Source organism: Salinivibrio sp. IB643 (assembly GCF_001996105.1).
In the GTDB taxonomy this organism is placed as follows: Bacteria; Pseudomonadota; Gammaproteobacteria; order Enterobacterales; family Vibrionaceae; genus Salinivibrio; species Salinivibrio costicola.
The window spans coordinates 1-14,952 of sequence record NZ_MUFF01000018.1; the positions used below are offsets into that span (position 1 = coordinate 1).

The 14,952-nt window shown below is 48.3% G+C and carries 16 protein-coding genes and 1 riboswitch; of the genes, 5 read left to right on the plus strand and 11 right to left on the minus strand.

The annotated features are described in order from the left end of the window. Positions 1-334 precede the first annotated feature (334 nt). A complete protein-coding gene (cspD, locus tag BZG77_RS09240; RefSeq protein WP_021022429.1) occupies positions 335-556 on the plus strand; it encodes a cold shock domain-containing protein CspD in 222 nt (73 codons plus the stop codon). Between the two features lie 87 nt (positions 557-643). Here cspD and BZG77_RS09245 read toward each other — a convergent pair whose 3' ends face one another. Together BZG77_RS09245 and BZG77_RS09250 are read right to left on the minus strand one after the other, a co-directional pair. Further along, positions 644-1,225 carry a thymidine kinase gene (locus tag BZG77_RS09245; RefSeq protein WP_021022430.1) on the minus strand — a complete coding sequence of 194 codons (582 nt, stop codon included), beginning with the start codon at positions 1,223-1,225 and terminating at the stop codon, positions 644-646. A 110-nt stretch (positions 1,226-1,335) separates the two neighbouring features. Next, positions 1,336-2,919: a Na+/H+ antiporter NhaC family protein gene (locus BZG77_RS09250; protein ID WP_077647030.1), complete on the minus strand. Its 1,584-nt coding sequence runs from the start codon at positions 2,917-2,919 to the stop codon at positions 1,336-1,338. Between the two features lie 88 nt (positions 2,920-3,007). Beyond that, positions 3,008-3,189: riboswitch (Lysine riboswitch) on the minus strand. A gap of 281 nt (positions 3,190-3,470) precedes the next feature. On the opposite strand from BZG77_RS09250, the gene BZG77_RS09255 reads away from it, so the two are divergent. Continuing rightward, entirely contained in the window at positions 3,471-3,896 is a 426-nt protein-coding gene (locus tag BZG77_RS09255; RefSeq protein WP_021022432.1) for an H-NS family histone-like protein, read from the plus strand. Positions 3,897-3,952: 56 nt separating this feature from the next. Here the strand turns inward: BZG77_RS09255 and BZG77_RS09260 are convergent, their stop codons facing one another. Further along, complete coding sequence (locus BZG77_RS09260) at positions 3,953-4,924, minus strand: lytic murein transglycosylase (RefSeq protein ID WP_077647031.1); 972 nt, start codon at positions 4,922-4,924, stop codon at positions 3,953-3,955. A gap of 10 nt (positions 4,925-4,934) precedes the next feature. After that, on the minus strand, positions 4,935-5,210 hold the full coding sequence (locus BZG77_RS09265) for a YcgL domain-containing protein (protein WP_021022434.1): 276 nt from the start codon (positions 5,208-5,210) through the stop codon (positions 4,935-4,937). Between the two features lie 268 nt (positions 5,211-5,478). On the opposite strand from BZG77_RS09265, the gene minC reads away from it, so the two are divergent. From minC to minE, 3 genes are read left to right on the plus strand one after another with little or no spacing between them, the layout of a single operon-like run. Next, on the plus strand, positions 5,479-6,141 hold the full coding sequence (gene minC, locus BZG77_RS09270) for a septum site-determining protein MinC (RefSeq protein ID WP_077460183.1): 663 nt from the start codon (positions 5,479-5,481) through the stop codon (positions 6,139-6,141). Between the two features lie 17 nt (positions 6,142-6,158). After that, on the plus strand, positions 6,159-6,971 hold the full coding sequence (gene minD, locus BZG77_RS09275) for a septum site-determining protein MinD (protein WP_077647032.1): 813 nt from the start codon (positions 6,159-6,161) through the stop codon (positions 6,969-6,971). A 1-nt stretch (position 6,972) separates the two neighbouring features. Next, a complete protein-coding gene (gene minE, locus BZG77_RS09280) occupies positions 6,973-7,242 on the plus strand; it encodes a cell division topological specificity factor MinE (protein WP_021022437.1) in 270 nt (89 codons plus the stop codon). Between the two features lie 56 nt (positions 7,243-7,298). On the opposite strand, the gene rnd is transcribed toward minE, so the two are convergent. From rnd to BZG77_RS09315, 7 genes are all read right to left on the minus strand, one after another. Beyond that, positions 7,299-8,432: a ribonuclease D gene (gene rnd, locus BZG77_RS09285; RefSeq protein WP_077647058.1), complete on the minus strand. Its 1,134-nt coding sequence runs from the start codon at positions 8,430-8,432 to the stop codon at positions 7,299-7,301. An 85-nt stretch (positions 8,433-8,517) separates the two neighbouring features. After that, positions 8,518-10,209 (minus strand): long-chain-fatty-acid--CoA ligase FadD, encoded by a 1,692-nt coding sequence (gene fadD / locus BZG77_RS09290; protein ID WP_077647033.1) that lies wholly within the window; start codon positions 10,207-10,209, stop codon positions 8,518-8,520. Between the two features lie 119 nt (positions 10,210-10,328). After that, positions 10,329-11,288 carry an alpha/beta fold hydrolase gene (locus tag BZG77_RS09295; protein WP_241844139.1) on the minus strand — a complete coding sequence of 320 codons (960 nt, stop codon included), beginning with the start codon at positions 11,286-11,288 and terminating at the stop codon, positions 10,329-10,331. A gap of 16 nt (positions 11,289-11,304) precedes the next feature. Then, positions 11,305-11,847, minus strand: a complete 543-nt coding sequence (locus tag BZG77_RS09300) for a Slp family lipoprotein (protein WP_077647034.1) — start codon at positions 11,845-11,847, stop codon at positions 11,305-11,307. Positions 11,848-11,871: 24 nt separating this feature from the next. Next, a complete protein-coding gene (locus BZG77_RS09305; RefSeq protein WP_077647035.1) occupies positions 11,872-12,171 on the minus strand; it encodes a hypothetical protein in 300 nt (99 codons plus the stop codon). Positions 12,172-12,205: 34 nt separating this feature from the next. Then, on the minus strand, positions 12,206-12,901 hold the full coding sequence (gene tsaB, locus BZG77_RS09310) for a tRNA (adenosine(37)-N6)-threonylcarbamoyltransferase complex dimerization subunit type 1 TsaB (protein ID WP_077647036.1): 696 nt from the start codon (positions 12,899-12,901) through the stop codon (positions 12,206-12,208). Beyond that, complete coding sequence (locus tag BZG77_RS09315) at positions 12,902-14,866, minus strand: ATP-dependent DNA helicase (protein WP_077647037.1); 1,965 nt, start codon at positions 14,864-14,866, stop codon at positions 12,902-12,904. Between the last annotated feature and the right edge of the window lie 86 nt (positions 14,867-14,952).

Below are 14,952 nucleotides of genomic sequence, written 5' to 3' on the forward strand. Positions count from 1 at the left end.
GATTTATACAAAACAAACCATAAGAACAACACTTATCACGAGCGAAAAAGCACCGATAACAGTCCGACATTCATGCAAATGACATGTCTGTTCTTTAATGAATTATCGTCACTCCCTCACACTTTTTCGATTTATTATTACATTCATGTTATATGTTATAGCCAGCGCTTGACTGCCTAAAAGTATCTACTAAAGTGGATTGTGTGGTAGATAAATGACCAAGTTGGCTTCGGTCAGTCTGCGCCAGGGGGAATCCCAAGCTCAAGGCTAACCAGAAGCTGACAAGGCGTTTATCACGAGGTATGCAAAGTTTGATGCAAGAAGGATGTGTCGCATGGAAACTGGTACAGTAAAATGGTTTAACAATGCAAAAGGATTTGGCTTTATTTGTCCAGGAGAAGGGGAAGGAGACGTATTCGCTCACTACTCTACGATTCAAATGGATGGGTATAAGACATTAAAAGCGGGGCAAACCGTCAGCTACGAAGTCGAGGAAGGACCCAAAGGCTACCATGCCAGCCAAATTGTGCCAGTCGATCAAGAGGCAGTGAAATAGCACTGACCCCGATCGGCCAAATGGAAAAAAAGGCGAGCTGTTGCTCGCCTTTTTTGTCTTTTCAGTGTGTCACACCGGTTCCATTGCTCAGAGCAGTCCGAGCATCTGCTTGTAGTGGCGACGACAAACAGACACATAACGTTCATTGCCCCCAATCACAACCTGATCGCCATCTGCAATCGCGTTGCCTTCAGCGTCTTGCCGAATGACACGACTGGCTTTACGCCCACAATGACACACAGTTTTAAGCTCCACCAATTTGTCAGCCCACGCGAGTAAGTACTGTGACCCTTCAAATAATTCACCACGAAAATCGGTACGCAAACCATAACATAGGACAGGGATCCGCAATTTATCCACGACATCGGTCAGTTCCAGTACTTGCTGCTTAGTTAAAAACTGGCTCTCGTCAATTAACAAACAGTCGACTTTGTCCTGAGATAAAATGGCCGCCACATGCTCAAACAGCGACGTTTGGTTGTCATACAGATGTGCATCCGCGTCCAGGCCTATACGTGAACTTATTTTACCTTGCCCATAGCGATTATCGATCGCGGCGGTGAACAGTAAAGGCTGCATCCCACGCTCTTGATAATTGAACGCAGATTGCAACAAGGTGGTCGATTTACCGGCATTCATTGCCGAATAGTAAAAATATAACTGGGCCATAACTGTCTCTACACGTAACGCCCTACTTCAGGGCCAACATCATTCAATACACCGGCATGCTACCGAACCCGCAGAAAAAGAAAAGCCCCGTTTATGCGGGGCTTGAACGACTATCCTTTCAATTGACAGGGCCGCTTTTTAAGCCAAAGTAACCCAGAGCACAAAAGAATGAACGCCAGCGTCGACGCGGCTAATGACCATAACAAAGAGGCGGTAAAGCCAAGCACTAAGAAGCCAAATGTCGCAACGACTGCGCCTCCGATTGCATAAGGTAGCTGCGTGGCGACGTGGTCAATAAGCCCACAGCGCGCCCCTGTTGAGGATAAAATAGTGGTATCTGAGATAGGAGAACAATGATCGCCAAATACAGCACCAGCTAATACCGCAGACAGCATCGGCAACATCAGCGCAATATCCGTCGCTGCCGCAAGATCCCCCGCAATCGGGAGCATAATACCAAATGTGCCCCACGACGTGCCCGTGGCGAATGCCATCACTGCCGCCAATAAAAATAAAACCACAGGTAACAATTGAGCAGGTAAGTTACCTTGCACTAACGAGGATAAATATTTACCCGTTTGTAAATCACCAATGATATGGCCAATCGACCAAGCAAATAGCAATATAAGAATCGCACCAAACATTGATTTAGCGCCGACCCATAACGTCTTCGCAATATCGGGCTTAGCAATGCCTTGTTTAACCGTCATCACTAGCGCAACAAACAGGCCGGCCAGTCCGCCCCACAGTAATGACATGCCGACGTCGGTATTCTCAAACGCTCCCAGGATAGAGAATGCATGATGATCAGCTGCTAAAGATTGCGCACCGGTGTAAATCATGGCGCTAATCGTGGCGATCACTAGCACGACTATCGGAGCCACCAGATCCGCTACACTGCCATTTTCACTTTCTTCGATGCCTAAATCATCGCAAATATCAGCACAATGTTCGCTTTCATCACCTAATCGGCTGCCTTTTTTGGCTTGGTATTCAAATTGGCGCATGGGGCCAATATCAAGCTGAAACCAGACCACGGCAAACACTAACAGCAGCGCAAAAATGGCATAAAAGTTCATCGGAATCATGATGACAAACGCACCCAGTGCGGTGTAATCGGTAACACCATGCGCAACCAAGATAGAGCCAATAACGGTAATGATATAGGCTCCCCAGCTGGAGGCTGGTGTAATCACACACATAGGCGCCGCGGTCGAGTCGAGAATATAGGCAAGTTTTGCCCGTGAAACATGAAAACGATCCGTGACTGGGCGAGAAACGGCCCCCACCGCTAAGCTATTAAAGTAATCATCAACAAAGATGAATACCCCAAGAAAAGCAGCCAGTAACTTCGCACCACGTTTACTCTTAATCCGGCTTTGTGCCCAATTCGCAAACGCGCGCGTCCCCCCCGATAAGGATAATAACGCGGTAATCATGCCCAATAATATTAAAAAGGCGAGGATACTCAAGTTCCAGCTGTTTAAACCGCCATCAGCTATAAATAAGCCAGTGATCACGTTCAGTAAATACTGACTAGCGGGCAAAAGTGAAAAATCCGTCATTAATACGGTGCCAAGGATTATCCCCATACCCAACGACAGTAAGACACGTCGAGTTGCAATCGCGAGACCCAAGGCTAGCAACGGAGGAAGCAGTGATAAAGCGGATGAAGAAAAGTCTGTTAAGTTCATGATCTCAATATCAACCCGGTGGTTGGAGATCTACTGCAGAAACGAAGACGGTAAGGCGTGGTATTACACGGCAAACAACTTGCCTCCTACATACAGTAGCGCTCCATAGTGTGTTTCTAAGTACTATGGCAGTGCTGCTCCTATTCGGTAACAGCCCCAGCTCAATCGGTGTGATGACCTGATTGGCTTCGGCATTGTTTCCTTTTATGCGCCCTCATCGGTATCACCCTCTTGCGCACGACTCATAAACAACGCACCTCTACGTTAAGCGAAGAGCATTCTACACGTCGTGCTCACTATCGCAACTGTTTATGTTTGAAAAATCATCGGCTCGTTGTCAGGCGTTCTATTCCTTTTCCATGCCAATGATAAACGACGCGCATTCTATTTTTTTAGACACAAGAATCAAAATGCCAATAAAACTATACGCTAGGATTGCGAATAACTTGCAAATAATGAACAATGTGGCCTATTAATATATGTAATATTGTATATTTCATTTATACTGTTATCATTCTTCTATTAACAAATAAATTAAACAGGAACCAATAATGTCTGATGCAATGAAAGCATTACTCAACCTACGTAGCTTACGCGCTCTTGCCAAAGAGATGTCAACCGAGCAACTAAACGAAGCGTTAGAGAAACTACATACCGTGGTTGAAGAACGTAAAGAAATTGATCGCGAAGAAGAAGCAAAAGAACAAGAGCGTTTAGAAAAGCTAGAGAAATACCGCGAAATGTTAGTGGCCGATGGTATTGAGCCAGAAGAGCTCATGAAGCTATTAGGTGGCAGCACTAAAGCGAAAACACCAGGAAAGCGCGCAGCTCGTCCAGCTAAATACCAATATACTGATAATGATGGTTCACATAAAACATGGACAGGTCAAGGCCGTATGCCTAAGGTTATTCGCGAAGCGACGGAAAGTGGTTCTGCAACACTCGACGATTTCCTCATCCCTGGTCAAGAAGCATAAACTTTTTACCAAGGAAAAAGAAAAAAGAGGCCAAGGCCTCTTTTTTTTATAAAGTATCAATCAAATTTAATTCTATCGGCTAAATGACTAACCGCCAGAGCAAAGTAATGCGAGCGGTTCCACTTCAATAAGCTTTGATAATTATTGTAGACCAAATACGCTCTCCCCTTTTCATCATCAGGCTGAATCAGCCATGCTTTGATGTCGACCTTGGGTAACGCTTGGCCGTTCATGCGTCTTACGCCTTTCGTCTGCCAGTCACTTAACAATAAGCCCTTGTCTGCTCCGGTACCGAGTAGAGACCGATCAAGCTGTTCTGGAACTTGAACTTGCCGACCCCATGTATAGGTATCATCCCAACCGGCTTGTTTCAGATAATTCGCTGCCGATGCAAAAACATCGGCCTCCGTTTGCCAAATATCTTTTTTACCATCTTGGTTGCCATCCACAGCATAATTAATAAACGAACTGGGCATAAACTGAGATTGCCCCATTGCTCCCGCCCATGATCCTTTCATGTCTTCGGGGGCAATATGACCTTGCTGTAATATTGTCAGTGCTGCCATGGTTTCTTTACGGAAAAAAGCTTCTCGACGGCCATCAAATGCCAATGTCGCCAATGCCTCAATCACATTATAACTGCCTTGGAGCTTGCCAAAGTTACTTTCAACGCCCCACAGGGCAACAATAAAACGTGGTTGCACCTGGTATTGTTCACCCACTTTTTTTAATACGTCATAATGCTGATTGTAGAGCTTTTTCGCTTGCGCCACTTTCCAGTCTGGTACCGCTCGGGGAATATACTCGTCTAAAGTAAGGCGCCGCTCGGGTTGATTTCGATCTGAGCTCACCGCGCGTTCATGATATTCAATCCCGTCAAACGCTCGCTCGAGCAATGCATCGCTAATCCCTGCCTCACGAGCTTCATCTTTTAATGAGGCCACATATTGTTCAAATCCTGGCTTGGCCATCACTGGGCTAACGATTAATGCAGCCGCCATACAGGCTGAAATCATACCTTTGCGCATAGTCTTCCTTTTACAGTTTTTCGTTTCTATTACGAATAGCCTGCAGCGCTACGTCCGGAGGTGGGGGCAGCTGTACAAAAAACCCCTCCTCTTGCAGGCTTTGCTTTACCTTGGTGATATTGACCACCGCAAGCTTTTCACGCTTGTCTAAGTCAATCATCATTGCGAACTCTGGTTGCCCAAAGCTGTTCATCAGCGCCTCTGGCACGTCATCAAATTTATCTTTCTCTGCAAGATAAAGATAGGTGCCTTCTTTCTTTTTGCTTCGATAAATTGCGCAATACATCTCAAAAGTCCTCACGAGCATGCCATAAAACAGGCGATAAATTGTCATCCTCGGGCAAAGGTTTGTTAAACTTTACCGCAAAGTGTATCAAAACACGTATTTGCGGTGGTTTCTCACTATAAAGCTAAAAAACATCATTAAAACGAGAAATCTGACTCGAAAAGCAAACCTTGCTTGCCGCATCCGTGCTGTGAATATACCATGCTATTCAACGTCTGATAATGCGCGTCTGACTCGTGTTTTAACGACAGAACCGGGATCGAATCACATGCTTAAACAACCGGAGTTGAAAGGCTCTACTTTCACCCTATCCGTCCTCCATCTTGTTGACGATAACTTCGCCGCGGCGGCTGATGTGCTGGCCGAGAAGGTCACTCAAGCACCTGGTTTTTTTGAAGGTGCCCCCGTTGTGGCTGATGTTCAACGCCTTTCTCAATGTCCTGACATCAGTGCGTTAAAGCGCTGTTTACAGGCAACGGGAATGATTCTTATCGGACTGACTGGGGTCACGCACAACCATACACGCCAGCTTGCGCTAGACTCGGGACTGGCCGTGCTTAAATCAAGTAAGCAGTCACGGATCGCAGATCCGATACAAACGCCAGCAAAAGTGGTCACCGCGCCTGTTCGTTCCGGCCAGCAAATTTATGCTAAAAACGCAGATTTGGTCATCTTGAATCATGTTAGCGCCGGGGCAGAAGTGATTGCCGATGGCAGCATTCATATTTATGGCGTGCTACGAGGCCGAGCAATTGCCGGGGCATGCGGACAAAAACAAGCACGTATTTATTGTCAGAACCTTCAGTCAGAATTATTGTCAGTGGCAGGTAGCTATTGGCTGAATGATAAGATTCCACCAGAACATGTTGAGCGGCCAGCCATGGTGTCGCTTAATCAAGAAAGCTTACAGATTGACCCCCTCACGCTATAACAGAATAAGGACGAGGAATGGCACAAATTATTGTAATTACTTCCGGCAAAGGTGGCGTGGGAAAAACCACCTCAAGTGCAGCATTAGCGACCGGATTAGCATTAACAGGCAAAAAAACAGCGGTTATCGATTTTGATATCGGTTTACGTAACCTGGACTTGGTGATGGGGTGTGAACGCCGTGTTGTCTACGACTTTGTTAATGTCATTAATGGTGAGGCGAATCTCCATCAAGCATTGATTAAAGATAAACGCGTAGAAAACTTGTTTATTCTACCCGCTTCTCAGACACGCGATAAAGATGCGCTGACCAAAGAAGGGGTTGAACGTGTTTTAAAAGACATGGACGAGCTTGGTTTTGAATACATTATTTGCGACTCTCCTGCGGGCATCGAGGCTGGCGCATTAATGGCGCTGTATTTTGCTGATGAAGCAATTGTCACTACCAATCCTGAAGTGTCATCTGTACGCGATTCTGACCGTATTCTTGGCATTCTTGACTCTAAATCACGCCGCGCAGAAAACGGTGAGGAGCCGGTTAAACACCACTTATTAGTCACTCGTTATAACCCTGCACGTGTGACCAATGGCGAAATGCTAAGTGTCGAAGACGTTGAAGATATTCTACGCATTCCTCTGCTGGGCGTGATCCCGGAAAGCCAGTCGGTATTACACGCCTCGAACAAAGGTGAGCCTGTTGTGCTTGACCAAGAGTCTGACGCAGGCCAGGCCTACGAAGATGCCATCGCTCGTCTGCTGGGTGAAGAGCGCCCCTTCCGCTTTATTGAGGAAGAACGTAAAGGTTTCTTAAAACGCTTATTTGGAGGCTAATGTGGCATTGCTAGAATTCTTCCGGCCCACTAAGAAAAAGTCCGCCAACATCGCGAAAGAGCGTTTACAGATTATTGTTGCCGAGCGTCGTAGTGCCGATAGCCCTGCTCCAACCTATCTGCCTCAGCTTAAGCAAGATATCTTAGATGTCATCCGGAAATATGTCGATATTGCGCCAGACCAGGTATCGGTTAGCCTCGAGCAAGGGGATGATGATCTGTCTGTTTTAGAGCTAAATGTTACGCTCCCCGAGGAAGGAAAGGACCACTAATACGGCCCCTTTTTCTCAAAAACACGAAAGCGGTGCACGAGCACCGCTTTTTAGGTTTAGGCGGTTGGCTTTTTGGGAATAACCGCTAACAGGGCATCGCCAATTAATGTGTAACGCCATCCTTTTGCTAACTCGGGGCGTTTCTCTTCTTGACAATCGTCTCGCCATACCCAAGTAATCAGCTGATTCAGCTGTTTTTTGGATCCAATAAACTCTGGCGCTAATCCAGCGTTATCAGCCGCTTCTTGCACTTTTTCTTTAATTGCTTTGATCACCGCTTTATAGCCTGGTTCATCGACCAATCGTGTCAGCGCTGGCGGGCATTTATCCGCAGTCATCTTGTCAGCCTGTTTTGCGATTTTTATCAGTGTTTGTGCATGATAGCGAATTTCAAAGCGATCAAACCCATGTTCCTGCATTTGCTCTACTGTGCGTATATCGTATCGCGCCATTTTCCAAAGGTGCTGTTCTTTAACGATAAAATTAAGCGCCATGTCACGACGTCGTGCCTCTTTGGCTCGCCATTTTGCCAACGCTTGCAATACTGCCAATTGTTGTGGATTCAACTGCCACGCATACTTAATCTCTTGATACACGGCCTCATCCGATTTTGATTGATGCTTTTTACAGCACAGCTGTGCGCATTCCTCAACGAGAGCGTCTTGCCACGGTGTCTGCGCTAAGGCGTCAGACAACGCCTGATAAAGTGGCATCAAATAGTAAACATCTGCTGCGGCGTAGTGCTTTTGCTTGTCGGTCAGTGGTCGTGCACACCAGTCAGTGCGTGACTCGCCCTTGTCCAGCGCCACACCGACATAACGCTCAACTAAGCTTGCAAACCCTTCCGATACACCATGGCCTAAAAATGCTGCCATGATTTGGGTATCAATCATTGGTGTCGGTAGCGCACCCGCATGGTGTAGAAACACCTCTAAGTCTTCACTGCTCGCATGTAGTACCTTGGTCACGCTGACGTCGGCCATCAGTGCCCACAAAGGCGATAAATCGTCAATCGCGATAGGATCGACTAGCGCGAGGCACTCCCCGTCATAAAGCTGAACTAAGCCCAGCTGAGCATAGAAAGTGCGAGTGCGGACAAACTCGGTATCGACCATCACGGTTGCTTGCTGACGAAGACGCGTGCATATAGCCACGAGTTGTTGAGAAGAGGTGATCAGTTGATAGTTCACAAAAAAGCCCATAAAGAAAATGCCGGCGATGCCGGCATTTCGTGATTCGTTATCGCTAGTTTACCCTTTTCTGGGTCGGTTCGCATCAAGCCGACGCTTTTTGCGCAGGCGCCTCAGGCTCGTTCCTTAACTCACGACGCAAAATCTTACCAACATTGGTTTTAGGTAACTCATCCCTAAATTCCACTACACGCGGTACTTTATAGCCCGTAAGATGCTTACGACAGTGGGCAACGAGATCATCTCGCGTGAGCGAGGGATCTTTTTTCACCACACAGATCTTCACCAACTCGCCTGAGTTCTCGTCAGGCTGGCCAATCGCTGCAACCTCGAGCACTTTTTCGTGCAGGGCGACCACGTCTTCCACTTCATTTGGGTAAACATTGAAGCCTGATACCAAAATCATGTCTTTTTTGCGGTCAACAATGTGCAAGAAACCATCATCATCAAACTGCACCACATCACCGGTCGCTAACCAGCCATGTTCATCAATGCTCTCCCGTGTGGCTTCAGGCCGATTCCAGTAGCCTTGCATCACCTGTGGGCCACGTACTAGAAGCTCACCGGGTTGATTATCGGCGACATCGTTACCTTCATCATCGACAATACGGACCTCAGTCGAGGGCACGGGCAAACCAATTGAGCCATTGTAGTCTCGCAAGTCGTACGGATACGCGGCAACCAAAGGTGAGCATTCGGTTAACCCATATCCTTCGAGTAAGTGCTTACCCGTCAGTTTTTTCCAATTTTCAGCCACGGCACGCTGTACCGCCATGCCTCCTCCCACGGTCAAGCGTAGGTTTGAGAAATCGAGCTCATGGAAATCCTCGTTGTTGAGCAAGGCATTGAATAACGTATTCACGCCGGTGATCGCGGTAAAGGGATATTTTTGTAGCTCTTTCACAAAGCCGGGAATATCACGCGGGTTAGAAATCAGTAAGTTCTGCCCCCCCATCTCGATAAACAACAGGCAGTTTACGGTCAACGCAAAGACGTGATAAAGCGGTAATGCAGTTACCACCACTTCTTCACCGGCATTAAGCACCGGCTGGTAGGTACCTTTTGCTTGATAAACATTCGCCAACATATTGCGGTGGGTTAAGATAGCGCCTTTCGCCAACCCAGTGGTGCCACCCGTGTACTGGAGGAAAGCGACATCATCGCCTTTCAAGAAAGGCTTAACGTATTGCATCCGGCGACCACGACTCAAGGCTTTACGCATCGAAGTGGCATGCGGCAAATGATACTTGGGTACCATTTTCTTCACGTATTTCACCACGAAGTTCACCAAGGTGCCTTTGGCGCGCGGTAGTTGCTCGCCTAAGCTGGTCAAAATCACATGCTTGACTGGGGTATTGTCGACCACTTTTTCTAATGTATGGGCAAAGTTACTGACAATCACGATAGCCTTTGCTCCCGCGTCCGTCAGCTGGTGCTCTAACTCACGAGGGGTATATAACGGATTGACGTTAACAGCAACACAACCGGCACGTAAAATGCCGAATAAAGCAATCGGATATTGCAGCAGGTTTGGCATCATGATCGCGACACGATCGCCTTTTTTCAGCTTCAGCTCATTTTGCAAATAGGCCGCAAACGCGCGGCTACGCTCTTCCAATTTACGAAACGTCATCACCTGCCCCATGTTAATAAAGGCAGTTTGGTCGGCGTACTGCTGAACAGAATGTTCAAACATCTCGATAAGAGAGCGATGGGCATCTGGATCTATTTCCGCCGGCACATCCGACGGGTAACGATTAAGCCATACTTTTTCCACTGGCTTTCTCCTATGTTTTAGCTTGCAGGCTATATTGCTTGCTTCGATCGACGAGGCATAATTCAAACAGATGTTTAACCCGCCCACCATAGCGTTAACATTATTGTTACACGAGCATTTTAAGTGCGCGTTTGAATTTTAGTCACAAAATCTGTTATCAACGACACAGTTTGTTGCGGTTGTTGAAGGTGACAATGATGGGTGCCGGGAAGCTCAGCGAGGGTGAGTTGTTGAAACCACGTTGCCCGGATGGCCGCATCTGTTGAGCGAAATGCAGGATACCCATCTGTCGCTCGAATCGCCAGTACTGGGCAATTGATCGCTCGAATAATCGACTCACTGTGAGCTGGCGACATCCGATAAAGCGGTTCTGCGCCTAATTTGCGGTCATGACGCCAGCGTACGCCTTGTGTGCATACCGAAAGTCCTCGAGCCACCAAAGGCAGAAGTGACTCAAGTGACACTTTATTTATCGAGGCGCGTAACCGTAACGCCTTAAGCGCCGAATCAAAGTAACGGGGGGCCTTTGCTCGTAACATGGCCCGTTGATTCAAGCTGTTGGCAAAACGTTCAGTGACCGTCTGCTCAGGTTCCGCGATCGGGCCGAGCGCTTCAATGGTCACCATGGCATCAATACTATCGGGGAAACTAGCCGCATAACAGCTAGCGACTACCCCACCCAATGAATGACCCACCAGCACCACCGGCCCTGTGTGACCAAGCAGCGAGAGCGATGAGTGGTTCAGCACTTGGTGCAGATCATCAAGATAATCAAAAAACGGATAATAATAGTCACCCGGCTTGTGTTCCGATAAACCATGCCCTGGCCAATCAAACAAAATGAGCCCAACATCTTGCGGCAATAAAGGGAGCAGCGAATGAAAACTCGCAAGGTTATCTTGCCAACCGTGCATAAACACCAATGTCGGGGCGCCATAACTGGGCGTCCGCACAGCCGCCACTACCTGAATGTCTGCAAGCGGGATAGATGTGGCGACCAACCCCGAGCAAAGGCCCACTTGCTCGGGGGGCTGGGCTAATAAAGCATCAAGCTTTGCACTTAACGGTGTGGATAGCATGGCGACCCGTTATGGGTTAAGGAAGGGTAATCACGCTTTGCACATGCCCGGTACCGACACCGATACGAAGTCGAGAGCAATACAACCCGTAACAATACGGCCTGTCATCATCAATCACTTGTTGCTCAATATTCCATAATTGATGTCCTTTCACCTTCAGTACTGGGTAATCATAGGAATATGCATCAACCATCCCTTCTTGGCGTGAATCAAAGTCACCTAGAATGGTAATCGGTCGCCCTTTGGCATAGTCAGCAGGCTCCACAAACCCATCAAAAACAGCTTTAAATCGCCCGAGGGATGAGGCCTTTATATCGGGACGTCCCGCATCTGATATTGGTAAAGCTACGATCTCGACAACCGAGTCAGACTCCCGGTTGTTAACACTGACAATCAAACCGCCTAGGCGCACTTCTTCACCTTGTTGCGCCTCAGTCATTTTCGCCACAACGGGATATTCAGTCACGGGCTGATCCATGCGTCCTTTGAGTGTCTCTGGCAACGTTGAGCAGCCGGTTAAAGCCAAGGCACCAAGAACAACTAGCCAATAAAGTTTCATACAACACACTCCTTTTGTGCACCATTAAACGTATATATCGACCCCAACCAAGCTTAACAGTTCCTCTCGCCGTGTTTGGTTTAACACGGCGAAGTAAGATTCCATTGCCTGCCGACCTCGACCATCAGGTAAATCATATTGCACCTGTTGCTGCGCTTGCTCAGCCTGCGCAACCGACACTGGGTCAACGCGCTGGCGAACCGCGTTGGCAACTTGCGTCGTCTTCGGCGTTTGCTTACGTGTGACTTTCTGTTTGTTTGCCGCACGCTGGGATTGATTAGATCGGGTCGTCTGTGGGGACGATATACCGTTAATCGATACCATATTCGCTTCCTATGCTCACCGACCGACTACCGGCCTACTCTCGCCCGGGTAATTTCTTCCACGTGACTTTATCTCGCAAATAGGTAGGGCTGGCTAGCTCGGCGGCCACCGCTTCTCCTGACTGATACGCGTGTTGTGCAATCGCGATCATATCTTGCGCTTGCGGGTACAACACATCTGACCTGACGCTTTGCAATCCCAATTGGGCCTCTAGATCAGGATAGGCAGGCCAGCCGGTTCCTGCCAATGTCCAAACACCTTGGTTAGAGTGAGGTAAAAGCGCATCAGGTGCGACGACCATTTCCTCACCTAAACACTGCCAACGACCTGTTTGTGTGCGTTGGTACTGACCGACATATAACTCGCCCATCCGCGCGTCAATCGCAGCGAGGACATGGGTTGCGCCGCTCATTCGGTAGCTTTGTGCCGCCATCGCCTCTAGCGTCGACACGCCAATCATGGGCAAATCCGCGCCAAAAGCGAGTCCTTGGGCAATACCAATACCAATGCGTACACCGGTAAAACTGCCCGGCCCGCGGCCGAACGCCAACGCATCCACCTGGCTGAGTGCGACGTCGGCTTCTGCCAGGACTTCATCAACCATCGGCAGGATCTTATTCGTGTGTTCGCGTGGGGCGATTTCACTGCGTGAAATAACATGATCGCCACAACTAAGTGCCACTGAACAATTCTCCGTAGCCGTATCGACGGCAAGTATTTTTAGCGTCATTTAACCCTCTATAGGTTGATGTGATAAATGCGAGTGAACGGTTTTATTGTCCGCCTCTGAGGGCGACAAAAAATCGTCAATATGGTTAAGCTCCCGTGTCCGTGGGATAGCAGGTAAACTGCGTAAAAAGGTCGCGCCATAGGCACGGGTGACTAAGCGGTTATCACAGATAATCAATGCGCCATAGTCTTGTTGATCACGAATCAATCGCCCCACGCCTTGTTTAAGCGTGATCACTGCTTCGGGAATTTGTACCTGAGCGAAGGGATCACCACCTTGTAATTTGCAATCTTCAATGCGTGCTTTTAATAAAGGATCATCCGGCGACGCAAACGGCAACTTATCAATGATAACGCAACTCAAGGCCTGGCCTCGTACATCAATGCCTTCCCAAAATGCCCCTGTCGCCACCAGTAGCGCGTTACCTAAAGACAAGTATTCTGCCAGTAGGCGCTGTTTAGGCATTTCGCCTTGCATCAACACCGGTAATGACAACTGCTCGCGAAATAATGCCGAGAGCTCACGGACCATTTGGTGCGACGTGCAGAGAAAAAAGCAACGGCCTTGGTTACGTTCAATCACCGGCCCGAGCATGGCGGCCAATTTATTCGCACGGCGATAACTATTGGTCTCAGGCACATGACGTGGCACACACAATCGGGCTTGTTCGGGATAATTAAACGGGCTTTCCAGCGTCATTTGTTGTTTGGCATCGATCCCTAATCGGTGATTAAAGTGGCCAAAATCCCCCTCTACGGCCAAGGTGGCCGAGGTGAATATCCATGCACCGCCTTGTTCGGCCATTTGCTCACGAAAACGGTCCGCTACGGATAATGGCGTAATATTCAAGCTAAAATGATGGCGTGTGCATTCATACCAGTAGGAATATCCGGTTATCGACGTATCGCGAAGGCGCGTTAATCGGGCTTTAAACAACGTAATACGGTCAAACGCGGCATCCAGTAACTGGCTTCGCCCGAGTGACAATTTGACCACGTCATGAACTAAATCGAGGGCATCGGACAGTCGCACCAGTTCTTTTTCAACCACGGGCGATGCTTGAAGCTCGCGCCAATTGCCCCGGAAACCTGGCTCTCCCATCACTAACCGCATATCCATCGCCGCTTGCGAGAGACGGTCAGCCACTTTTTCCAGCTGGCGCGTATCACGAAGTTCAGTCCGGTAGGCAATATGAATGTCTTTCGCCGCATCTTGAAGTTGGCGACTTGATAAAGACTGGCCAAAATACTGGCTAGCGATGTCAGGCAGTTGATGCGCTTCATCAAACACCATCACATCGGCTTCTGGGATCAGCTCGCCAAAGCCGGTTTCTTTGATCGCCACATCAGCCAAAAATAAATGATGATTCACCACCACCACATCAGCATCCATCGCACGGCGTCGGGCTTTGACCACGTAACAGTCTTCATAGCTGGGGCAGTCTTTCCCTAGACAGTTATCATTAGTAGAGGTCACAACAGGAATGAGCGGACTGTCTTCAGCAAGCGCCTCACATTCACTCAAATCGCCCGATTCAGTATACGATGACCACTCACGAATTTTGACCAACTGACTCAATTGTCCCGGTTCGCTGTCTGGGCGGTGGCATTCGCTAATTTGCCGCTCTAAACGTTCAGGACAAAGATAATTCACCCGGCCTTTGAGTAGCGCCGTGGTACCGATATAGCCCAGCGCAGACTTCATCAAGGGTAAATCACGATGGTAGAGCTGCTCTTGCAGGTTTTTCGACCCGGTACTGATAATCGCTTTTTTACCGCTTAACAACACCGGGGCCAGATAGGCATAGGTTTTCCCGGTTCCTGTGCCCGCTTCAACCACTAACTGGCCTTGTTCACGAATGGCCGTATCGACAGCGATCGCCATATCTGTTTGCGGTTGGCGAGGCACGAAGCCGTTAATGGCTTTAGCCAGCGCGCCCGTCTCTGAGAAAACCTTACGGATCATTAGATAAATACACAGGGGAAAGAGAGCATTATGCCAAACCCCAAAAATGGATCAAACCATTCAGGGACGAAAGCCAAGATCACCAC

Bases quoted from the DNA above. Each gene is read 5' to 3' on its own strand.
- BZG77_RS09255 (WP_021022432.1), top strand. From the start codon at position 3,471: ATGTCTGATGCAATGAAAGCATTACTCAACCTACGTAGCTTACGCGCT.
- BZG77_RS09250 (WP_077647030.1), bottom strand. From the start codon at position 2,919: ATGAACTTAACAGACTTTTCTTCATCCGCTTTATCACTGCTTCCTCCG.
- cspD (WP_021022429.1), top strand. From the start codon at position 335: ATGGAAACTGGTACAGTAAAATGGTTTAACAATGCAAAAGGATTTGGC.
- tsaB (WP_077647036.1), bottom strand. From the start codon at position 12,901: ATGACGCTAAAAATACTTGCCGTCGATACGGCTACGGAGAATTGTTCA.
- BZG77_RS09265 (WP_021022434.1), bottom strand. From the start codon at position 5,210: ATGTATTGCGCAATTTATCGAAGCAAAAAGAAAGAAGGCACCTATCTT.
- minD (WP_077647032.1), top strand. From the start codon at position 6,159: ATGGCACAAATTATTGTAATTACTTCCGGCAAAGGTGGCGTGGGAAAA.
- BZG77_RS09245 (WP_021022430.1), bottom strand. From the start codon at position 1,225: ATGGCCCAGTTATATTTTTACTATTCGGCAATGAATGCCGGTAAATCG.
- minC (WP_077460183.1), top strand. From the start codon at position 5,479: ATGCTTAAACAACCGGAGTTGAAAGGCTCTACTTTCACCCTATCCGTC.
- BZG77_RS09315 (WP_077647037.1), bottom strand. From the start codon at position 14,866: ATGATCCGTAAGGTTTTCTCAGAGACGGGCGCGCTGGCTAAAGCCATT.
- BZG77_RS09260 (WP_077647031.1), bottom strand. From the start codon at position 4,924: ATGCGCAAAGGTATGATTTCAGCCTGTATGGCGGCTGCATTAATCGTT.
- BZG77_RS09305 (WP_077647035.1), bottom strand. From the start codon at position 12,171: ATGGTATCGATTAACGGTATATCGTCCCCACAGACGACCCGATCTAAT.
- BZG77_RS09300 (WP_077647034.1), bottom strand. From the start codon at position 11,847: ATGAAACTTTATTGGCTAGTTGTTCTTGGTGCCTTGGCTTTAACCGGC.
- BZG77_RS09295 (WP_241844139.1), bottom strand. From the start codon at position 11,288: ATGCTATCCACACCGTTAAGTGCAAAGCTTGATGCTTTATTAGCCCAG.